A 20,624-nucleotide genomic window follows, 5' to 3' on the forward strand; every position below is an offset into this window, starting at 1 on the left:
ATCGAGGTTCAGTTTGGTCGCATTCATCGCCAAACGTCAAGAGGTCCATCACGCAATACTATCAATGCTTGCGTTAACAGCCTCTCCCCCTTGTTTTACATGCAAAGCGCTCAGCTCTTACTCAGATTAAAGAAGCTGTAAGCATGGAAAAAGGCTTGCTTTTTCTTCTCCGCCTCTTCCGCTGCTTCGTCGTCGCGCCCCCATTGATCTTCCTGCCATTGCTCGTCGATTCGGGACAGGTTCCACAGGGTTTCAATCGGGTGCAAATCGCGGGTCGCGGCGAATCCGATGATCAGGGAACCGGAGATGCCAACCAGATCATGAAAGGCAGCCAACTCGAAGTTGTCAAAGTCATGTGTCTTCGCGCTTAACTTGCTCAACGCATCTGCGTCCTGAGCCTCAAACATCACCCCGGCCACCGGTTTTAGCCGGGCATCAAATGTCTCCGCAGCCCAGTCCAAAAGCGGATCCCACGCCTCAGCCTGACGGGCAATCAATTCTTCGGGAGTGGTGGCCCGATAGCAGAGCAAATCACTGCCGCCATACTCTGCCAACATGTCGGCCACCTCCGCGTGTTGCACCGCAACTTTGTCAATCGCCGCATTCACGGAGCGTGTGACCGGCATGCCGGTTGGGTCAATCTCCCCCTCTTGGGCATCCCACTCGGCCACCACGGCTTTTGCCATGGCTTTCGTTGGCACCACCAAAGATGCCTTCGCTGGTGTTTTGACACCACGTCCATCCAACAGCACTTTGAACCCACCGTCCGAGGCTTCATAGGCTGTCTCTTTCCAAAACCGTTTTTTGGCCCATCCGCTCATGATGAAATCTCCAAAACCTGTGCCAAAGCGCCTTCCAGCGCTGCAAAATTCTCAACAACATGGCGCGCCGCACTGAGGGCAGAGGTCTCGTGATAACCCCAACCAACCCCAATGCCGGCCACGCCAGCCGCCGCTGCCATGTCCATGTCGTAACTTGTATCGCCAATCATCACCGCATCCCGCGCTTCAACGCCGGTTTCGGCCAACGCTGTGGCGATCATTGACGGATGTGGCTTAGACGGGTGATCATCCGCCACCTGCGTGGTCACAAACAGACCTTCCAGCCCATGACCCTCGATCAGCTTATCCAGCCCGCGCCGAGATTTCCCTGTTGCGACGCCCAACAGCACGTCATCGTAGGCGTGCAATCGCTGCAACACATCCCGTGCACCAGCAAAAAACGGTGAAGACTGTGCCACACCCGTCTCAGCGCGCCGCAACATGTAGCCGTGTTTATAGCCCTCAACCAAGCGCTCCCGCAGCTTCGCATCCGCCTCTGGTAGCAGCTTGAACATCGCCACATCCAGCGACAGCCCAACAATTGACAAGGTGTCCGCACGGCTAGGCGCCGCAAGTCCTTCCCCTTCAAAGGCAAGGTTCATCGCCTCAATGATCAGCCCCTGACTGTCCACCAACGTGCCATCCACGTCAAAAATCACCAGTTTGAGCTGCATAAGCCCCCCACACGTTCGTTGGCGTTTGCTTCACCACGGACGCGCTCAGAGGTCAAGCATCGTCGGCGTAGGCGCCTGAGGAATAGGTCAGCTCATAAGAATGACTGTAGAGTTCCACTAGATTTCCAAACGGATCTTCGCAATAGACCATGCGATAAGGTTTCTGATCCGGATAGTAGTAGCGCACCTGCTGCATTCGCTGTTTCCCGCCCAGCGCTTCAATGCGCTTCACACGTTCCTCAAGATCGCTGTCTTGCAGGCAAAAGTGGAAAATCCCAGGTTTCCAATAGTCAAACGGCGGCTTGCTATCGTCGGTCTTGGGGAACTCAAACAGCTCAATCCCAACCCCGTCACCGGTAGACAAATGCGCAATCCGAAACCGTCCCCACCCGGGGCCAAAGACATCGTCACACATCTCACCAATCGCGCTGCTGTCCTGCAGCACTTCACTTGGTGGCATCAACAGGTAGAGATCGAACGCTTTGGTATAGAATTCGATCGCCCGATCCAGATCAGGCACGGTGATGCCAATATGGGAAAACGACACAGCGGGCATGGGAATCTCCTTTCAAAATGACGTGCAAAAGTAAAAAAGTCGCGGAATGCCTCAGCATGCCACGACTTCACTTACGCGCCAAATCTAATGTGAGATTACAAAACTCTAGCGCAAGCTTTCAAATGGATCGTCTGCTGCCAGATCTTCGGACCAACCAAAACTCTCCCATGTATGGGCCATATGCTCAGGCAGCTCCGCTGTCACGGTGATCGGTTTGCCTTTGGTTGGGTGCATAAAGGTCATCGACCGTGCATGCAGATGCAGCTTGTTGGAAATCATCCCACCCAGCTTTGCGCCCCAGCCATCACCAAGGTTTTCCTGACCGGAGCCACCGTATTTACCGTCGCCGATGATCGGATGCCCAATCTCCGCCATATGCGCGCGCAGCTGGTGCGTCCGGCCGGTGATTGGCTCCATCGCCACCCAGGAGGCCCGTCCGGCCACCCGGTACAGCGTCGCATATTGCGTAATCGCGCGCTTGGCACCCGGCGTGCTGTCGACTTCCCGAGGATGCACCGCAATCATTTTCTCGCCTTCGCCCCGCGCCCCGTGACCGCCAGCTTTTACCAGACCATACTTGATCTCGCCGAGATACGGCGTAGGCACACCGGCCACCACAGCCCAATAAATCTTGCGCGTCTGTTTGTGCCGCATCGCCTCGGTCAGCGCTTTGGCCGCCGCACGTGTCCGCGCCAGCAACAAAACCCCAGAGGTGTCTTTGTCCAACCGATGCACCAGACGTGGCTTCTCTTCCATGTCAAACTGCAACGCCACCGACAGCCCGTCGACATGCCGGGTCTGCTTGCTGCCCCCCTGCGTGGGCAAGCCCGCCGGTTTGTTGATCGCAATGATCTCTTCATCTTTGTAGATCACGCTGTCCAGCATCAACTTGGCATCGGCCTTGCTGACCTTGGCTGCGGCGCGAGACTGTTCGCGCTGTGCGACTTCATGTGGCTCCGGCAAAGGCGGCACGCGAATGCTCTGCCCCTCTTCCACACGGGTGTTGGCTTTCACACGGCCACCCTCAACGCGGATCTCACCTTTACGACACATCTTCTCGATCTGTCCCTGCGCCACATGGGGAAACTTGCGCTTAAACCAACGATCCAGCCGCTGATCACCTTCACCGTCCGCAACAGTCACTGTCTGTACCCGGCTCATGCCAGTAATCCTTTTGTCACGGCCATGCCCAGCATCAGCGCGCCCACCGCGCCAACCACCGAAACGGCCACATAAAACGCTGCAGCGCCATAAGCCCCACGCTCCATCAGGGTTACGGTCTCCAGCGAAAACGCCGAAAACGTCGTAAACCCACCAAGCAGGCCTGTCATCACCAATGGCGACAAATGGGTCAGCCCACGCTGTGCCGCCAGCACAACAAAAGCTCCCATCAGAAACGAGCCAATCACATTCACTGTGATGATCGCCACGGGAAAACCACTGACGAAGCCCTGCCCCACCAGCCGCACCACACCGATGCCCAGCAGAAAGCGCAACGCCGCGCCCACCGCGCCACCCAAAGCCACATATGCCACGTTTAAAACCATCACGCGTCTCTCTGCGCTTTGCCCCACAATGTCAAGAAACCGCTTTCTTCTTCCCCAAATACCGCGAGGGAATCGCCAATTTGGCGACGGGGTTTGCCCCCCTACCCGTTTCGCTTAGTGCGCAGCTTGGCGAAATACTCCATGCGCCGCTTCAACTCGCGCTCGTACCCACGCTCCACCGGCGTATAGATCACCGGCCGTTTGATGCCTTCCGGGAAATAATTCTGCCCGGAAAACCCATCCTCGGCATCATGATCATACTGATAGCCATCGCCGTATCCTTGGTCCGCCATCAACGAGGTTGGCGCATTCAGAATATGTTTGGGGGGCGGTTCGGAGCCGGTTTTCTTCGCCAAAGCCCGCGCCGCCTTATAGGCTGCATAGCCCGCGTTGGTCTTTGGCGCGAGCGCCAAATAGATCACTGCCTGCGCCAATGCCAACTCGCCTTCGGGACTTCCCAAACGCTCATAGGTTTCCCAAGCGCTGAGGCACACGCTCTGTGCCTGCGGATCGGCCAATGCAATGTCCTCACAGGCCATCCGTGTCAGCCGCCGCGCCAGAAACCGCGGGTCTTCGCCGCCTTCCAGCATGCGCGCATACCAATAGAGCGCCGCCTCTGGATCAGATCCGCGCACCGATTTGTGCAACGCCGAAATCAGGTTGTAATGCTCATCGCCGGACTTGTCGTATTTCGCCGCCCGCCGCATCAACCGTGTGGAGAGCGCATCAGTGTCGAGCTTGCCATCCACTTTCCAGGCCATGACCTGCTCAATCAGGTTGAGCAATGCCCGCCCATCGCCATCTGCCATTTCCAACAGCGCTTCTCGCGCCGGCCCATCCAAGGGCAAGGGCTTTTCCAGCTCTTTCTCCGCGCGCTGCGCCAAGCGCTCTAGATCCCCCAGCGCCAACCGCTCCAGCACCAAGACCTGTGAGCGGGACAAGACCGCAGCGTTGAGCTCAAACGACGGGTTTTCCGTTGTCGCCCCCACCAGAAGGATTGTGCCGTCCTCCATGTAGGGCAAAAACCCATCCTGCTGCGCTTTGTTGAAGCGGTGGATCTCGTCCACAAACAACAACGTACCTTTGCCATTCGCCCGCCGCACCTTGGCGGCCTCAAACACTTTGCGCAGCTCGGGCACACCAGTAAAAATCGCGCTGATCTGCACAAAATGCAGCTCGGATTCATCCGCCAGCAGCCGCGCAATGGTGGTCTTACCCACACCAGGCGGCCCCCAGAAGATCAGCGACGACAGCGATCCCGACGACAACATCACGCCCAAAGGCGCCTCCGCCCCCAATACTTGCTCCTGCCCAATCACCTCGGACAGGGATTTGGGCCGCAGCCGATCTGCCAGCGGTCGCGGTGCTTCCCCCTTCGGTTCCGCGACAGGAATATCCGCCGGTGTGGTGTCAAAAAGATCGGCCATCGTGCGCCCAAAAGTCCTTAAAGTCTAAAACGCATCACCACCCGCTGGGTGCCGCGCTGGACCTCCAACGTAAGCCGCTTGCGCGCGTCCCGCAAAGCCTTGTCCGCGTCTTTTGTGGTGAGGATCTCTGTTCCGTCGATCACGCGCAACACATCGCCCGGCCCAATACCCAAACGGGCACCAATCTCACCGGGATTTTCCACCATCACACCTTCTAGGCTCAATGGCAGGCCATATTCACCCAACACCGCCGGATTGATGTTGGAGATCACCATTCCGGGGATCGCCGACTTGCGCCCGGTCTCAATGGTATCGCGGCTCGGCACATCCGGCGCCACATCCATTTTCACGGAGCGCGTTACCACATCTCCATCCCGTAAAGTCTCAACCGCAACATCACTGCCAAGACCGGCCACGGACATGCGGAAAATCATCTCAGCTGGCGTATTCACCGGCTGCCCGTCGAGCGCCACGATCACGTCGCCTGCCTCAACACCTGCCGCCAGGAATGGGCTCATGTCATGCAATTCGGACACCACAATGCCACCCGCACGGTCGAGCCCCAGACCCTCCGCCATATCCGCATCGACCGGTTGGCCAAACATGCCCGCCCAAGGACGCTGAAAATCATCAAAGCCCGCGCGCGCCTGATCCACAAACTGCGCCACCAGATTGGCCGGAATGGCAAAGCCAATCCCATTGGAGCCACCGGAACGTGTCAGGATCGAGGTGTTGATGCCAATCAGATCGCCGTTGATGTCAATCAACGCCCCACCGGAGTTGCCCGGATTGATCGCAGCATCGGTCTGAATGAAATAGCCGCGCGCATTGCCCGTCGCCACGCCCGACCGTGCCAATCCACTGACAATCCCGCTGGTTACGGTCTGCCCAACCCCAAACGGGTTGCCAATTGCCATCACCAACTCCCCCACATCGACATTGTCGCTGTCGCGGAACTGCAAAAACGGCAGCCCTTCGGCATTCTTCAGCTTCAGAATGGCCAGATCGCTCTCTTCATCCGCCAGAAGCACTTCGGCGGTGTACTCACTGCGGTCATTCAGCTGCACGCGAATGTCGGTCGACATGCCCACAACATGATAGTTGGACACCACAATACCATCTTCAGACAAGATAACGCCTGAGCCCAGCGAGTTCTCCACACGTGGCTGTGGTGTGCCAAACCCGCGAAACAGCTGGTCAAAAAACGGATCACCGGTAAACGGCGTCTGCCGCGCCTGCACAATCTGCTTGGCAAAGATGTTCACCACCGCAGGTGCCGCCTCTTTTACCAAAGGCGCAAAGCCCATCGAAATTTCGGCTTGCGATTGCGGTACCTTGGTCTCTGCCGACACCGTGGAAGCCAGGCCCAGCGTGAGGGAAATCAATACAGCGCGGATCATGCGTCATCCTCAATTGTTCAGTGCATCGCATATGCGCAGCAGCCAGGAGCAATGCAAGGCGAGTCAGCCCTTAACTAAGGCAGAAAATCTGTCTGATAGGTCTTTTCTGGCAAAGACTTGCCCAGCACCCTGAGCGCCCCCAGTCTCCCGATCTCATCGGCACATTTTGCACCAGCGCCATTGCCACCGGTCAAAGCAAACACCCGCTCGGTTTGACCATAAATCAAAGGGTTGCCACGCGGTGTAAAGCTGGTGGCACAGCTGCCAAACGTCACGCCTTGAGACGCCAAACCCGGCATCAACTGGAACAACTGATCCGCCATAAAGCTGCCCGCCTTCGGATCCCCACCGCCGCGGAACCACTCTTTCATTTCCGCCACGGAGGTCAGTTCCACGTCTTCCGGGTCACCGCCGATTTTCAGATAGGTTTTGCCATCCGGATAGCGCACTGGCGGCAGGATGTAGCAATCCCCTGCACCAAATGGAAAAAAGTACACCACCGACGGCATGTCCTTAAGTCGCTCTGCTTCGGCGTCGTCAATCTCCACAAAAGCAATCGTGCGCGCATAAACCTTGATCGGTACAGGTTCTGGCAACAAGCCGGAAGCCTTGGAAAACGCGCCGCAGGCCGCAGCCACTCGCTCTGCCTGTAGCACTTTGCCACCAGCGCAGCGCACGATCACCCCATCCGAACGTTCCTGAACGTCGACAACCTCGTCGCGCACCAACGTCACACCATTGGCATGCGCCGCAGTGATCTCCGCCGTCGCGTGGGCGCGCGGATTGATCCAACCGCCAGCAGCCTCAAACAGGCCAAGGATGCCATCAGGAAATTCAAAATACGGAAACCGCGCCCGCAAGGCTGCGCCACGCAGGCCATCATGGTCTGTACCCAAATCCTCAGCCACAGTTTTTGTATTGAGAATATAGTCACTGCCCGCGCCTTGCTCCGGCCCAGCCATCAACGCCCCAACCTGATGGAAAAACGGCACGCCACCTTGTGCCTCAATGTCAGCATACCGGTCCATGGAAGCCGCAGCCGCCCGAGACCAATCCGCGTGACTCGCCAACCGCCGCGTAATCCGCGCTTGATCGTAGTGACTGGCAAACACGCCATCGTGCGACGCTGCATGGTCCGGCTCCGCAGGCCCCACCAGCGCAACCTTCGCGCCCATCTCAGCCAGATACCGCGCACAGGCGCTGCCCCAAAGCCCGGCGCCCACCACAACCACGTCAAAACCCATCATGTCCCCCTATCACTTGGAAGGACAATGACGTGCAATCCCGGTGAGTGCTAGCCCAACCGCGCAGCCTTTATGGTTGAGTAATGTTCGCCACCCGGAACAACCTGCAAGTCGCAGCCTGCTGGCACCAACTCTTTGATCGCGGCCGACATCGCCAATGGTGACCACGTGTCCGCATCGCCGTGCCAGATCTGCACCGGTGCCCGAACTTGGCTCAATTCCCGCGACCAATCCGCCACATAAGCTGACAGATACGCTAGATACCCTTGGCGATGGTCTATGAAACTGCTGCGCATCCCGGAAATCAGGGCATCCCTAAAATGCGCATCCGACAACAAGAACTGTTCTTGAGGTCCACATTTCGCAAACAACTGATTGACCAACATACCCGGCGCAAAGCGCGCCAGTCCCCCCTGCAGGGCCGTCAACAAACGCAACACTCCAGGGCGCTGCATTGCCAGCTTAAACACTGGTGCGCCGGCCATCTCCGGCAGGAAGTTTCCTAGCTGTAAGGGCGCAGCGGGAGAAATCACGGTCACACAGGCCACAGCTGCCGGTCGAGCGGCCGCCAAGCGCAACGCTGCCATCGCGCCTATGGAAAACCCAACCACATGCATCTGTCCCCCCTCTGCTTTGGCACAGGCAGCGTCATACTGTGAAACCAAATGCTGCAACGGGCCCCCGGCGGAAAAATCAAACAGGTTTGGCGCGGTGACTGGCAGTTCGCCGGTTTGCAACAGCCTGGCATCATCTGGCCCACCAGGTACGCCGTGGCAAAAGAAAACGGGAGTTTGGGAGAAGGTCATGTTCGCGAAACCTTATTGAGTTCCCTCAACAGGTAGGAGCGATGCAGACCAGTCAACAGGTGACCGGATGTCTCAGGCGACACCACAAACAAAAAGACCCCCGCCATTCTGGCAGGGGTCCAGGCATCTGGTTGATCCAGATGGAGATTTATTCTTCGGCGGCTTCTTCAGCTGCCACGCGAGCCTTGTCGGCTGCGCCTTTTGCATCGACGTCGCGATCCACAAATTCGATGATCGCCATCGGTGCCATGTCGCCATAACGGAAACCGGCTTTCATGATGCGGACGTAGCCACCCTGACGGTCTTTGTAGCGTGGGCCCAGAACGTCAAACAGTTTGGAAACGTACTGGTCTTCTTTCAGACGTGCAGCGGCCTGACGGCGCGCGTGCAGATCACCACGTTTGGCCAGCGTGATCATCTTTTCGATGATCGGGCGCAGTTCTTTGGCCTTTGGCAGGGTGGTTTTGATTTGTTCGTGCTCGATCAGCGAGCCGGCCATGTTGGAAAACAGGGCTTTACGGTGCTCATGAGTACGGTTCAGGCGGCGGTAACCACGTGCGTGACGCATTGTATTTCTCCTAAGTGCGTTTTTGCTTTGTCTGGCAGCCGATGCGTGTCAGCCACTCTCCTTGGGGCATGTGCCCTGATCGTCCCCGGCAGGTCCGGGCATTGAATGAGCGGGTCACTATGCGACCCGCTCAAAATCATCAAGACTTAAAAGTTGTCTTCGAACTTCTTGGCCAGATCTTCGATGTTGTCTGGTGGCCAGTCCTCGACGTCCATGCCGAGGTGCAGACCCATGCCGGACAGCACTTCTTTGATCTCGTTCAAAGACTTGCGGCCGAAGTTCGGCGTGCGCAGCATCTCTGCTTCGGTCTTCTGGATCAGATCGCCGATGTAAACGATGTTGTCGTTTTTCAGGCAGTTTGCAGAACGCACAGACAGTTCCAGCTCGTCCACTTTCTTCAGCAGAAGTGGGTTGAACTCGAGACCATCGTCTTCTTCCTGACGACCTGCCGCTTCCGGCTCATCGAAGTTCACAAAGATCGACAGCTGGTCCTGCAGGATACGCGCAGCATAAGCCACGGCGTCTTCCGGCGTGATAGAACCATCAGTGTCGATTTTCATGGTCAGCTTGTCATAGTCCAGAACCTGACCTTCACGGGTTGGCTGCACGTCGTAAGACACGCGCTTCACCGGAGAGTAGATCGCATCGATTGGAATAAGACCAATAGGTGCATCTTCAGGCTTGTTCTTGTCCGCAGACACGTAGCCTTTGCCAGTGTTGACGGTCAGCTCGACATAAAGGTCGGCGCCATCGTCAAGGTGGCAGATCACGTGATCTTTGTTCAAAACTTCGATGCCGGCGCTGTCGGAGATGTCACCGGCAGTTACGGCACCTGGACCTTTGGCATTGATCGAAAGACGCTTAGGGCCTTCCACTTCCATGCGCAGGGACACACCCTTCAGGTTCAGGATGATGTCGGTCACGTCTTCGCGCACACCAGCAACGCTGGAGAACTCGTGCAATACGTTGTCGATCTGTACGCTAGTGATGGCGGCGCCTTGCAGCGAGCTCATCAGTACACGACGCAGCGCGTTGCCCAAAGTAAGACCAAAGCCACGCTCCAGCGGCTCAGCAACAACCGTTGCCTGACGCGCTGGGTCATTGCCCGGCTTCACTTCAAGCTGTGTAGGCTTGATCAATTCTGCCCAATTCTTGTGGATCATGCGTCCCTCCATACTTGTCTCGTTCCCATGTCCAAAAGAACCAGACGCCCGAGGTTTCAAAATGACGAACTGGGGCCGTGCGGATCACGCGGCCCCAGGTAGTAGAAATGTCGCTTAGACGCGGCGGCGCTTTGGAGGGCGGCAGCCGTTGTGGGCGATTGGTGTCACGTCACGGATAGATGTGATGTTGAAGCCAATTGCAGCCAGAGCGCGCAGTGCAGATTCACGGCCGGAACCCGGACCCTGAACTTCCACTTCCAGCGTTTTCACACCGTGGTCCTGAGCTTTTTTGCCTGCATCTTCCGCAGCCATCTGAGCAGCATATGGGGTGGACTTACGGGAGCCCTTGAAACCCATGGTGCCGGCGGAGGACCAAGAAATTGCATTGCCCTGAACGTCAGAGATCAGGATTTTTGTGTTGTTGAACGAAGAGTTCACGTGCGCAACGCCAGTGGCGATATTCTTACGCTCTTTTTTCTTCGTACGAGTCTTTTCGCGTGCCATCGATCAGGACCCCCTTATTTCTTCTTGCCAGCAATGGCCTTTGCAGGGCCTTTGCGTGTGCGAGCGTTGGTGTGGGTACGCTGACCGCGAACCGGCAGGTTGCGACGGTGGCGCAGGCCACGGTAGCAGCCAAGGTCCATCAGACGCTTGATGTTCATCTGCACTTCACGACGCAGGTCACCTTCAACGGTGTAAGTCGCATCGATGTGCTCACGGATGGCCAGAACTTCTGCGTCAGACAGCTCGTTGATGCGACGGGTTTCGTCGATCTTCACGCTTTCGCAGATTTCTTTTGCAGATGCTGGGCCAATACCAGTGATATAAGTCAGGGCGATCGGGACCCGTTTGTGGGTCGGGATGTTTACGCCGGCAATACGTGCCACGTGTCACTTTCCTTTTCGTTGCGGTTCCGTAGCTCCGGAACCTTTTTTCACAACGTAAGCCCGACGCTAGCAAGCGATCGGGCCTCAGCTGATCAGGTGGTCTTGCACCATGGGGGCGACCCACGCGCAAAGAATTGATTCTCCGTTAAGAGATGGGGTGATTTAGGGGGGATTGAGGGGGGTGTCAAGTATGTAGGAATGACAGAAGACGCGCACACACGTTAATCAATCCATCACCACCAATCGGTGTATGCGATCATTTTTGAATTCAACTGAAATTGCAGCGGAATTCGAAAGCTCAAATTTCATTGCTGCCCCAAGGAAACCGACAGGGCTATCAGCAATTTCCTTTCTCCAAGAAACAGGTTCACCCATTATCGCTTCCACCTCAAGCTGTCCCATTTCGCGCATCAAGTCGTAAGGCAAACGCCCCGCGAAGGGACGGAAGTCTTGGTTCAATGTCGCTTCCACAGCAGCGTCGTCCGAAACAAAAATGAAAACTGTTCTGAGCCTTAGATCCCGCAGAGACGAACCCTCAAATTCAAAGGAAATACCGTTTTCATAATCATTCGCCCAAATCTCCCCTACTGTATCCTGCCCCAGCTCTAGATGATTAATAACTTCACGAAGCCTGGCATTGGATTTGGTTCCACCGATCAGAAGGTGAGGTTCGGAAGAAATGTGATCGGCTGGTGTCATTAACAGTGTCCTTTTAAGCTCTTAGTCTACAACCGAAAACGCTACCGATCCATCGTGACGAACCAAAATGGGAACATTCCCAGCCAAGGCAAACCGCGGGTCCATTTCTTCAATCATGCGCTTTCCATCATAGAAGAAAGCAAAACCGGTCTGAGTTTTCAGGATTTCTCCCTTAAACGCGAGCTCAAACCCCACCTCGTCTTCCAGTTCTCGAAGGAATAAGTAGGCAATCTCAAGCGCTTCAGCTTCGGTGATCATGCTTCAGTCCTCGCCACTTCCAAAGCGGAGGCAGAAGCCTCAAACTTACGATAAAGCCACTCAGTTACATTGCCATACCTACGTTCTGGTGACAGGAGGTCGTCGTAGGATGCGACCGAAACGCTGCCCTCCCTGTCGATGTAGTGGCAAAACTATAGACTCTCCCCGGTCACCGCGCTCTTTGCTCTGCTATCCGCAAGAATAAGCAGTTCATCCCCTAAGACTGCCGGACGCTCATAGAAGTTCAGTATATTGAAGTCGAAGGAAATGTGCGCATGGTCGCCCCCTCCAATTTCATCCAAAACCCCAAATAGGGCAAACTTGGTACGCCCCACGACGATACCGTTGCACAAGCCAAAAAGCGCTTCTATTGCATCACGCGGAATCGCGGGTGCAAACGCCATCAATTTAGGCACGAGATCAGCTCGCAACGGTTTGTTGACGGAAATATCGTATACCGATGGTGCGATATCTGGGCGGTAGATCGCGATGCACCCTTTGTCCGTGCACCTTAGATCCCGCCACCTGTCCAAATTTAGCAAAAGTCCTGACATCCGTCATAAAATGACCATAACTCCCCAACAAAAACAAAAACGGAGCCCCCGGAAGGCGCTCCGCTCAATACATCCAGAAGGTGTGTTTCAGGTCAACCCAACACCTTCGCCACAGAAGCCTCAACCTCATCCATCGACGCCAGTCCGTCAATCGAGGTCAGGTTGCCTTTGGCATGGTAATACCCGATCAGCGGCGCGGTCTGCTTGTAGTACGCCATCAGACGCACTTTCAGGCTTTCCGCATTGTCATCCGCTCGGGCCTCGCCACCGTTGGCGACGGCTTCTTTGGCACGGCCCACGATGCGTTCCACCAGAACCTCATCGTTCACCTGCATCTCAATCACGGCGTCGAGCTTTTCGCCACAGTCCGCCAACAAGTCTGCCAATGCATCTGCTTGCGCCAGGGTGCGCGGGAAGCCGTCAAAGATGAAGCCGCCCTTCTTGTCACCTTCCAACTGCTCTCGGATCAGACCAATCACAATCTCGTCGGTGACAAGCTCGCCGCGGTCCATAACCTCAGCAACCTTCTTGCCCATCTCCGTACCGGAGGTTTTTGCGGCGCGCAGCATGTCGCCCGTAGAAAGCTGGATCATGTCGCGCTTCTCTACGAGACGGCCAGCCTGGGTTCCTTTACCGGCACCGGGCGGGCCAAGCAGAATAATATTCATCGACGAGCAGGTCCTTTGCGTTTGCGTTTGTTCCGGCCTTTACCAGACAGCTGGGACTTTTCAATAAGCCCTTCGTACTGGTGCGCCAGCAGATGGTTCTGAACTTGCTGGATGGTGTCCATGGTCACGGAGACCACAATCAGAACCGAGGTGCCGCCAAAGTAGAACGGGATCGCAAACTGTCCACGCAGGATCTCTGGAAGGAGACAAACTGCCGCAAGATATGCAGAACCCAGAACCAGGATACGGTTGACCACATACTCAAGGTATTCTGCGGTGCGCTTGCCCGGGCGGATGCCTGGAACAAAGCCGTTCTGGTTCTTAAGGTTGTCGGCCACATCGTCAGGTTTGAAGCTGACGTTGAAGGTGTAGAAGTAGGCAAAGAACACAATCATGGACACGAAGAACAGCAGGTACAGCGGCTGTCCTGGGCCAAAGTAGGCCAGCAGAGTCGACATGATTGGGCCGGTTTGACTACCGGAGAAGGTCGCGATGGTGGTTGGCAGCAACAGCAGGGAGCTGGCGAAGATCGCCGGGATCACACCGGCTGGGTTCACTTTCACCGGCAGGTGAGAGGAACCGCCGTCATAGACCTTCATGCCAACTTGGCGACGCGGGTACTGGATGTGGATCTTACGCAGCGCCCGCTCCATGAAGACCACAAAGGCGATGGTGGCAATCACCATGACAATCACCGCAATAATCACCGCTTCGCTGATCGCACCGGTGCGACCGGACACAAAGAACTGTGCCAGCGCCGCAGGAAGCTCGGCCACAATGCCCACAAAGATGATCAGGGAGATACCGTTGCCGATGCCGCGTGCGGTGATCTGCTCACCCAGCCACATCAGGAACATGGTGCCGCCCACCAGCGTCACAAGACAGCTGAAGCGGAAGAACAGGCCCGGATCGGTGACCAGCTCACCGGCCTCCAGGCTGACCGCCAGGCCATAGGCCTGAAGCGTTGCCAATGCCACCGTGCCGTAGCGGGTGTATTGGTTCATCTTCTTGCGGCCTTGTTCGCCTTCTTTCTTGAGCTGTTCCAGAGCTGGAACCATGGAGCCCAAAAGCTGAACAATAATGCTCGCAGAGATATAAGGCATGATGCCCAGAGCAAAGATGCCCATCCGTCCCAGCGCGCCGCCGGTGAACATGGACAGGATGCCGCCAATGCCTGCGCCGGCCTCTTCCATAAACTCACGGAGGGCAACACCGTCGATGCCCGGAACCGGAATCCATGTGCCAAGGCGATACACAATCAACAAACCCAATGTGAACAGGATGCGATTGCGCAGATCGGTGGCTTTTCCAAGTGCGGACCAGCTGGTGTTGGCCGCCATTTGCTCTGCTGCAGATACCATTTAGGATCTCTCTTAGACTAAAAACGCCGCCAGAACCGTTTTCCGGTTTGGCGGCGTTAGGAAAACTTGGAAGGATATGTAAGCGGACATCCGCCCGCTCACAACCTCTTATTCAGCCGCTGGCGCGGATTTGACTGTCAGAGAGCCACCCGCTTTTTCAACTGCTTCAACAGCAGCTTTGGAAGCGCCAGTCACTTCGATGTTCAGCTTGGCGGAAACTTCGCCTTTTGCCAGAACACGGATGCCATCTTTTTTGCGACGTACCAGACCGGACGCGATCAGCGCGTCTTCGGTGATCGCAGCAGAGGCGTCCAGCTTTTTCTCATCAACAAATTTCTGGATCAGGCCCAGGTTGATCACAGCAAATGCCTTCCGGTTTGGCTTGTTGAAGCCACGCTTTGGCAGACGCTGGTACAATGGCATTTGGCCACCTTCGTAGCCGTTGATCGCCACACCCGAACGGGACTTTTGACCTTTGATACCACGGCCACCCATTTTACCTTTGCCGGAGCCAGGGCCACGGCCAACGCGCATGCGTTTTTTGGTTGCGCCAGGATTGTCGCTCAGTTCGTGCAGTTTCATTTCGCTTCTCCTTGCCGGAACTGACCCACGAAGCGTCTTCGGGCCAAACACGGCTTTTCTTGATTTTGATTCTCATGACGCAAAGCGCCACCGGGGGCGTATAGACCCTCAGACGTGGGTTTGCAATGTGGAAGATGGCCCGCACGCCGATCTTCAATCCTACAGGTTTTGATGTGCGAGCCGAGTCCAAAACCCGACGCCATACGCAATGGCATCATCATTAAAATCATACGACGGATTGTGCAGCGGCATCGCGTTGCACCCGTCCAACCCATTGCCCATCAAAATGAAGGCCCCGGGTCTGTGGGCCAAAAACTCCGCGAAGTCCTCGGAAAACCCAACGCGTCCGTAAGTTGTATCAACCGTCCCAACGCAACGCGCCCCCGCAGCAATAGTGTCTGTGGCGCGCCCGTCATTCACCAAGGGCTGAAAAGAGGTTGAATAAGACACCTTCCCCTTTGCACCCTGAGCAGTACAAACCCCTTCCACGATGGCGCGCATGCGGCTCTCAATGGTTTGGGAAACCTCCTGCGAAAACCCCCGGCAATCGCCGCGCAACGTCACATTGCTGGGCAGAATATTGCGGGCCCCATCAGTCACAAACTCTGTAACGGAAACAACCGCATGCTCGCGCGGCGGCACATTGCGCGAGATGATGGTCTGCAACTGCATCACGATGGCTGAGCCAGCTACAATTGGGTCCACCCCTTTCTCCGGCATTGAAGCATGTCCGCCCTGCCCCCCAATTGTAATCTCAAAATTGTCTTCAAACGCACAAAACGGACCGGATTGCGTGGCAAAATGCCCAAGCGCCATGCCCGGCATATTGTGCAGCCCATAAATCGCCGCCATGGGGAACCGCTCAAACAATCCGTCAGCAATCATCGCTGCAGCGCCGTTGCCGTTTTCCTCATCTGGCTGAAAGATAAAATGCACGGTCCGCTGGAGTGTTGGATCCGCCGCCAATTTGAGCGCTGCTCCGAGCAACATTGTGCTGTGCCCGTCATGCCCACATCCATGGAAAAGCCCATCCTGCTTTGACCGGTAAGAGAAACCGTTGGCCTCCTGAATGGGCAGCGCGTCCATATCGGCACGCAATCCAATTGCTGTTTCATCCGGGCCACGCCGCAGGGTGGCCACAACACCGCACTGCCCAATGCCCCGCACAACCTCAAGTCCCGCGCCTTCCAAAACCTCGGCAATCAAGCGCGGCGTGCGTTCCAGATCAAATCCGGTCTCCGGGTGGCTGTGCAAGTCGCGGCGAAAAGAAGTGAGATCCAGCACCAGAAGCGCTCCTTATGAAGGTCTTGTTCGGGCGGCGCGCCCTACACAAAGACATAACAAAGCTGAGCGGTCATTTTGCCTGAAAATTTGGGGATAGTGGGCAGAGTCCGCGGGGATCGATAGCCGTAGAGCAAACTGGTCAGACCGTCCCCTTGCGCTTGACCATCACCTCTTCCCACGCCGTGATCAACGCCGCTCGTCGCCCCGGATATCCCTCATTCAGCACATCCAGCGACACAATCCGATCCGTGCGAAAGTGACGGTAGTCCTGCCGCGTTTCACACCAAGCCACAATGTAGCGCTCGCCATCCAGATAGGCGATCAACAGCGGCCAAATCACCCGGCTGCTCTCACTGTCATCGCGATCCCGATAGGCAATCCGAAGCTTGGAGCGCTCCCGAATGGCCACGCGCAACCGTGCCCCGTCAAACTGCTCATCCTTTGGCCCGCGCGTGATAATCGCCCGCGAACCGGCGTCCAGCACCACCGGGCGCAACTCCTCGGGGATCACCTCGGTCAGCTTCGCCACCAGGTCCCGCGCCGCCAACGCCAGCGACGGGTCCGCCTGTGCCGCCACCATGCCGGCGCCCAAAACGGCCGCTTCCAACTCATCCGGTGTCAGCATCAGCGGTGGCATGTCATAGCCCTCATCCAGCACATAGCCCATTCCGGCCTCGCCAGTGATGGGCACCCGCTGCGCAATCAACTCTGCCATGTCGCGGTAGAGCGTGCGCAGGGAGACTTCCAATTCGTCAGCCAGCTCCCGCCCCGTCACCGGTGCGCGAGCCGCCCGCAATACTTGAATAATCTGGAAAAGCCGTTCCGTGCGACGCATTTTTCACCCCTGCTGACACACTGCTGACATAACGCTGTCAGCAGGGCAACCTTAGACAAGGATCAACGCAGCTATTGTTCTAAGGAAAGACACATGATCCAGTTTCAGCGCAGCAAAACCCTGAACGCCGCCCCAGAAGCCGTCTGGGCCACATTGAGCGACTATATGAACATCGACGCCTTTGCGCCCGGCATCACCAAAGTGGACGCGCTGAGCGAGCAGTCCAATGGCCTCGGCGCCAAACGCCGCTGTCACTTCCCGGATGGCAATTCCGTTGCCGAAGAGGTCACCACCTGGACCGAGGGCCGCGGCTATCGCGTGGCTTTAGTGGACCTGGGCAAGATGCCATTGAAAGAGATGCACGCCGACATCCGCCTCGCCCCCAACGGCAGCGGCAAAACCCACGTCACCTGGAGCATCTACTTTGCCACCAAGTTTGGCCCGCTGGGCTGGCTCATGGGCCAAGCGCTGATGAAACCCATGATGCGCAAGGTGCTCGACGGCAACCTGCAAGGCCTTGAGGATCACGTGACCGGCCACACCACGGCCGTCCCACAGCCCTCCTGACAAACAAAAACGCCCCTGCGGATCAGGCAGGGGCGTTTCATTCATCTTGAGAGTTCACTCAGCCATAAACATGCTGGGTTGCAATGCTGTGGATGTCGTAGCGATCCACACCAATGTCGTTTAATTCACGGTCACTCATGCGGGCCAATTCCCGAACGGTGGTGTTATATTTCTGGCGCAGCTCACGGGCTGCTTTGAAATCTTCAATCGACGCGCGCAGGGTTGCAAAAAGGTCGGTGCGGGCGGACTGGGCGGTTTGAACAAATGCCATCTCGGTGGCTCCTTATCTATCTGTGCCGAAACGCATTTTCCGGCGTTTTTCTGTTTTACCTTCTGGTGCCTTCAACATAGGTCTTCCCGTTAGCGCCAACAATTGCCAGATTGATCTGCCCGATATGCATCTTTGTCATGGCTCTTTACCTCTCAGAAACAAAAAAGCCTCGGCTTGCACCGAGGCTTCGCATTTTGAATTGTGACGTCTCTCACCGCATAATGGTTTGGCCTCTCGCCAGCTGTTCAATGTCATGACGGGACACGCCAATGTCGTCGAGCTGCCGGTCGCTCAACCCACCAAGCTGGCGGGTTGTCTCGCGGTACAGGGCGTTTTGTCGCTGCTCACCGCGGTAGGTGGACCAGGCATCATAGATGCGAGCGCCCATACCAATGCTGCGCGAGGGTGGTGTGTTCAAATAGGCCATCAGACAAGTCCTCCTTGGGGCGCCAATCCACCTTCGGATAGCGCTGTTGTGTGTCAGTCATTTGTGGGTCTGTGTAACCCTACAGATAAAGGTCTCAGCCCCGGCCCTTTCAACGTGGGCAAGTGACTAACTCCTATGCATCCAGGACAAATCATTTGGAGATCCCGCCAAACGCAAAAAAGCCCCGGAGCGATCTCCGAGGCCTTCTAGGGGAGTGTCTGGTTGACCTGTGATTTACAGGGCCAGAGCGCCTTTGCGCGCAACATCTTCGATGTCGCCGCGGTTCAGGCCAATGTCTGCCAGTTCACGGTTGGTGAGCTTGTTCAGCTCTTTGACGGTTTTGGCAAAAGACGCGTCGCGCTTGCGTGTCAGTAGCCAGTTCTCAACCAAACGAGTGAAACGGCCTACGATGTCTACGGCTTCGATGTGCAGAGTTGGAGCATGTTGCATGAGTTAAGTCCTTCAAGTGCCGATGCGCCACTTCGGCTTGACGCGCATTATCTGTTCATGCGCTCCATTTAGTGCTCAATTTTGCGGCGCGGTAGGCACAAGAAAGCATCCCAGATATGCACTTTGCGAATATCGATGAAATCGATGTTAATCATTCGATTTTGGAATGATATATTTGGGGTCCTATGGGCGATCCGCCCCTAGATTTAGGCCGGTGCGGTTCCCGCCGCAGCCCTTCATCAACAAAGCCTTAACAAACTCTCGACAATGCAAACAAAAACGCCCCCGGAAAATCCGGGGGCGTTTTTAATTTTGTCGATCAAAAAGGCTTAGTCGCGCTCTTCGATGATCTCCACCATGTGGGAAACCTTGCGAATCATGCCGCGTACCGAAGGAGTGTCCTCCAGCTCACGGGTCCGGTTCATTTTGTTCAGACCCAGACCGATCAGCGTGGCACGCTGGTCTTGTGGGCGACGGATCGGCGAACCGACCTGCTTTACAACGATGGTTTTTGCCATTGGTCGTTACTCCTTACTCTGCAGCTTCGGCAGGTGCTTCATCCTTGCGCAGGATGTCAGCAACTTTCTTGCCACGGCGAGCCGCAACCTGACGTGGGCTGGCTTCTTTCTTCAGCCCGTCGATGGTGGCGCGGATCATGTTGTAGGGGTTCTGCGAACCGATGGATTTCGAAACAACGTCTTTGACGCCGAGCATTTCGAAAACGGCACGCATTGGACCACCGGCGATGATCCCGGTACCTTCTGGCGCGGTGCGCATAACCACTTTACCGGCGCCGTGACGGCCTTCCATGTCGTGGTGCAGGGTACGACCTTCGCGCAGAGGCACGCGGATCATCTGACGCTTGGCTTGCTCGGTAGCTTTGCGGATGGCCTCAGGGACCTCTTTCGCTTTACCTTTACCGAAGCCTACACGGCCTTTTTGGTCACCAACAACAACCAGAGCTGCGAAGCCAAAGTTCTTACCACCTTTGGTGGTCTTGGAAACACGGTTGATCGCAACGAGACGATCAGCGAATTCCGGGGTTTCTTCTTCGCGGTTGCGACCACGGCCCCGGCGGTTTTCACGTTCTGCCATTTGGCATTCCTTTATCTACTGGCGCTTGGCGCCTGATATACTCAATCCCAGTGAAGCCGAACCGAAGCCCGACCTCCCGGATCATCGGGGGGACGCGAACGTCCCCCACAAGTCTTAGACTTTCAAGCCACCTTCACGCGCAGCTTCGGCCAGAGCCTTCACTTTGCCGTGGAAGAGGAAGCCGCCGCGATCGAAGTATGCTTCGGTCACGCCTGCTTTGTTCGCACGTTCGGCAATCGCCGCACCCACTTTGGTGGCTGCTTCGACGTTGTTTTTGCCGATCAGGCCCAAGTCTTTTTCCAAAGTGGAAGCGGACGCCACTGTGACACCGTTGCGATCGTCGATCAGCTGAACGCTGATGTTCTTGTTGCTGCGGTGCACGGACAGGCGCATCTTGCGATCGCCATTGACCTTGCGAAGTTTGTTCCGGACGCGCAGGCGGCGCTTGAGGAACAGATCCCGTTTGCTGTTTGCCATCTA

General features: G+C 56.4%; 28 protein-coding genes. 1 reads left to right on the forward strand and 27 read right to left on the reverse strand.

Annotated elements, in window-relative coordinates:
* Positions 1-110: 110 nt before the first annotated feature.
* The 21 genes from JXR15_RS01015 to JXR15_RS01115 all read right to left on the reverse strand — a co-directional run bounded on the left by JXR15_RS01015 (position 111) and on the right by JXR15_RS01115 (position 17,334).
* The gene (locus tag JXR15_RS01015) at positions 111-821 is read right to left on the reverse strand and encodes an ATP12 family chaperone protein (RefSeq protein ID WP_422051407.1); all 711 of its coding nucleotides are present in this window, start codon (positions 819-821) and stop codon (positions 111-113) included.
* Positions 818-1,495 carry an HAD-IA family hydrolase gene (locus tag JXR15_RS01020; RefSeq protein ID WP_422051408.1) on the reverse strand — a complete coding sequence of 226 codons (678 nt, stop codon included), beginning with the start codon at positions 1,493-1,495 and terminating at the stop codon, positions 818-820. Before JXR15_RS01020 ends, JXR15_RS01015 begins: the two co-directional genes overlap by 4 nt.
* 52 nt (positions 1,496-1,547) lie before the next feature.
* Positions 1,548-2,051 (reverse strand): lactoylglutathione lyase family protein, encoded by a 504-nt coding sequence (locus JXR15_RS01025; protein WP_422051409.1) that lies wholly within the window; start codon positions 2,049-2,051, stop codon positions 1,548-1,550.
* A 105-nt stretch (positions 2,052-2,156) separates the two neighbouring features.
* Entirely contained in the window at positions 2,157-3,212 is a 1,056-nt protein-coding gene (locus JXR15_RS01030; RefSeq protein ID WP_422051410.1) for an RluA family pseudouridine synthase, read from the reverse strand.
* Positions 3,209-3,598, reverse strand: coding sequence for a fluoride efflux transporter FluC (locus tag JXR15_RS01035; protein WP_422052227.1), 390 nt, complete (start codon positions 3,596-3,598; stop codon positions 3,209-3,211). Before JXR15_RS01035 ends, JXR15_RS01030 begins: the two co-directional genes overlap by 4 nt.
* 101 nt (positions 3,599-3,699) lie before the next feature.
* Positions 3,700-5,025, reverse strand: a complete 1,326-nt coding sequence (locus JXR15_RS01040) for a replication-associated recombination protein A (protein WP_422051411.1) — start codon at positions 5,023-5,025, stop codon at positions 3,700-3,702.
* Positions 5,026-5,042: 17 nt separating this feature from the next.
* Positions 5,043-6,425, reverse strand: coding sequence for a trypsin-like peptidase domain-containing protein (locus JXR15_RS01045; protein ID WP_422051412.1), 1,383 nt, complete (start codon positions 6,423-6,425; stop codon positions 5,043-5,045).
* 74 nt (positions 6,426-6,499) lie between these two features.
* Complete coding sequence (locus JXR15_RS01050; protein ID WP_422051413.1) at positions 6,500-7,669, reverse strand: NAD(P)/FAD-dependent oxidoreductase; 1,170 nt, start codon at positions 7,667-7,669, stop codon at positions 6,500-6,502.
* A gap of 50 nt (positions 7,670-7,719) precedes the next feature.
* Positions 7,720-8,475 carry an alpha/beta hydrolase gene (locus JXR15_RS01055; protein ID WP_422051414.1) on the reverse strand — a complete coding sequence of 252 codons (756 nt, stop codon included), beginning with the start codon at positions 8,473-8,475 and terminating at the stop codon, positions 7,720-7,722.
* 148 nt (positions 8,476-8,623) lie between these two features.
* Positions 8,624-9,043: a 50S ribosomal protein L17 gene (gene rplQ, locus JXR15_RS01060; protein ID WP_299423894.1), complete on the reverse strand. Its 420-nt coding sequence runs from the start codon at positions 9,041-9,043 to the stop codon at positions 8,624-8,626.
* Positions 9,044-9,189: 146 nt separating this feature from the next.
* A complete protein-coding gene (locus tag JXR15_RS01065) occupies positions 9,190-10,206 on the reverse strand; it encodes a DNA-directed RNA polymerase subunit alpha (RefSeq protein ID WP_283425793.1) in 1,017 nt (338 codons plus the stop codon).
* 114 nt (positions 10,207-10,320) lie between these two features.
* The gene (rpsK, locus tag JXR15_RS01070; protein ID WP_299423892.1) at positions 10,321-10,710 is read right to left on the reverse strand and encodes a 30S ribosomal protein S11; all 390 of its coding nucleotides are present in this window, start codon (positions 10,708-10,710) and stop codon (positions 10,321-10,323) included.
* A gap of 14 nt (positions 10,711-10,724) precedes the next feature.
* Positions 10,725-11,093 (reverse strand): 30S ribosomal protein S13, encoded by a 369-nt coding sequence (gene rpsM, locus JXR15_RS01075; protein WP_164644472.1) that lies wholly within the window; start codon positions 11,091-11,093, stop codon positions 10,725-10,727.
* A 225-nt stretch (positions 11,094-11,318) separates the two neighbouring features.
* Complete coding sequence (locus tag JXR15_RS01080) at positions 11,319-11,792, reverse strand: hypothetical protein (RefSeq protein ID WP_422051415.1); 474 nt, start codon at positions 11,790-11,792, stop codon at positions 11,319-11,321.
* A 21-nt stretch (positions 11,793-11,813) separates the two neighbouring features.
* On the reverse strand, positions 11,814-12,050 hold the full coding sequence (locus JXR15_RS01085) for a hypothetical protein (protein WP_422051416.1): 237 nt from the start codon (positions 12,048-12,050) through the stop codon (positions 11,814-11,816).
* 152 nt (positions 12,051-12,202) lie between these two features.
* Entirely contained in the window at positions 12,203-12,466 is a 264-nt protein-coding gene (locus tag JXR15_RS01090; RefSeq protein ID WP_422051417.1) for a hypothetical protein, read from the reverse strand.
* Positions 12,467-12,696: 230 nt separating this feature from the next.
* Positions 12,697-13,272 carry an adenylate kinase gene (locus JXR15_RS01095; protein ID WP_422051418.1) on the reverse strand — a complete coding sequence of 192 codons (576 nt, stop codon included), beginning with the start codon at positions 13,270-13,272 and terminating at the stop codon, positions 12,697-12,699.
* A complete protein-coding gene (gene secY / locus JXR15_RS01100; RefSeq protein ID WP_422051419.1) occupies positions 13,269-14,633 on the reverse strand; it encodes a preprotein translocase subunit SecY in 1,365 nt (454 codons plus the stop codon). The genes JXR15_RS01095 and secY overlap by 4 nt, the downstream gene beginning before the upstream one ends.
* A 108-nt stretch (positions 14,634-14,741) precedes the next feature.
* On the reverse strand, positions 14,742-15,215 hold the full coding sequence (gene rplO, locus JXR15_RS01105) for a 50S ribosomal protein L15 (protein WP_299423879.1): 474 nt from the start codon (positions 15,213-15,215) through the stop codon (positions 14,742-14,744).
* Between the two features lie 159 nt (positions 15,216-15,374).
* Positions 15,375-16,499 (reverse strand): amidohydrolase, encoded by a 1,125-nt coding sequence (locus JXR15_RS01110; RefSeq protein WP_422051420.1) that lies wholly within the window; start codon positions 16,497-16,499, stop codon positions 15,375-15,377.
* Positions 16,500-16,638: 139 nt separating this feature from the next.
* Positions 16,639-17,334, reverse strand: coding sequence for a helix-turn-helix transcriptional regulator (locus JXR15_RS01115; protein WP_422051421.1), 696 nt, complete (start codon positions 17,332-17,334; stop codon positions 16,639-16,641).
* 93 nt (positions 17,335-17,427) lie between these two features.
* On the opposite strand from JXR15_RS01115, the gene JXR15_RS01120 reads away from it, so the two are divergent.
* Positions 17,428-17,901: an SRPBCC family protein gene (locus JXR15_RS01120; protein ID WP_422051422.1), complete on the forward strand. Its 474-nt coding sequence runs from the start codon at positions 17,428-17,430 to the stop codon at positions 17,899-17,901.
* Positions 17,902-17,959: 58 nt separating this feature from the next.
* Here JXR15_RS01120 and JXR15_RS01125 read toward each other — a convergent pair whose 3' ends face one another.
* The 6 genes from JXR15_RS01125 to rplR all read right to left on the reverse strand — a co-directional run bounded on the left by JXR15_RS01125 (position 17,960) and on the right by rplR (position 20,621).
* Entirely contained in the window at positions 17,960-18,172 is a 213-nt protein-coding gene (locus JXR15_RS01125; RefSeq protein ID WP_422051423.1) for a DUF1127 domain-containing protein, read from the reverse strand.
* A 211-nt stretch (positions 18,173-18,383) separates the two neighbouring features.
* On the reverse strand, positions 18,384-18,599 hold the full coding sequence (locus JXR15_RS01130; RefSeq protein WP_422051424.1) for a DUF1127 domain-containing protein: 216 nt from the start codon (positions 18,597-18,599) through the stop codon (positions 18,384-18,386).
* 234 nt (positions 18,600-18,833) lie between these two features.
* The gene (locus tag JXR15_RS01135) at positions 18,834-19,049 is read right to left on the reverse strand and encodes a DUF1127 domain-containing protein (RefSeq protein ID WP_299423865.1); all 216 of its coding nucleotides are present in this window, start codon (positions 19,047-19,049) and stop codon (positions 18,834-18,836) included.
* A 329-nt stretch (positions 19,050-19,378) separates the two neighbouring features.
* Positions 19,379-19,567, reverse strand: coding sequence for a 50S ribosomal protein L30 (rpmD, locus tag JXR15_RS01140; protein WP_209064855.1), 189 nt, complete (start codon positions 19,565-19,567; stop codon positions 19,379-19,381).
* A 13-nt stretch (positions 19,568-19,580) separates the two neighbouring features.
* Positions 19,581-20,144 (reverse strand): 30S ribosomal protein S5, encoded by a 564-nt coding sequence (gene rpsE, locus JXR15_RS01145; RefSeq protein WP_093325872.1) that lies wholly within the window; start codon positions 20,142-20,144, stop codon positions 19,581-19,583.
* A gap of 114 nt (positions 20,145-20,258) precedes the next feature.
* Positions 20,259-20,621, reverse strand: a complete 363-nt coding sequence (gene rplR / locus JXR15_RS01150; protein WP_299423856.1) for a 50S ribosomal protein L18 — start codon at positions 20,619-20,621, stop codon at positions 20,259-20,261.
* Positions 20,622-20,624 lie beyond the last annotated feature (3 nt).

This window comes from Shimia sp. (genome assembly GCF_049116215.1).
In the GTDB taxonomy this organism is placed as follows: domain Bacteria; phylum Pseudomonadota; class Alphaproteobacteria; order Rhodobacterales; family Rhodobacteraceae; genus Shimia.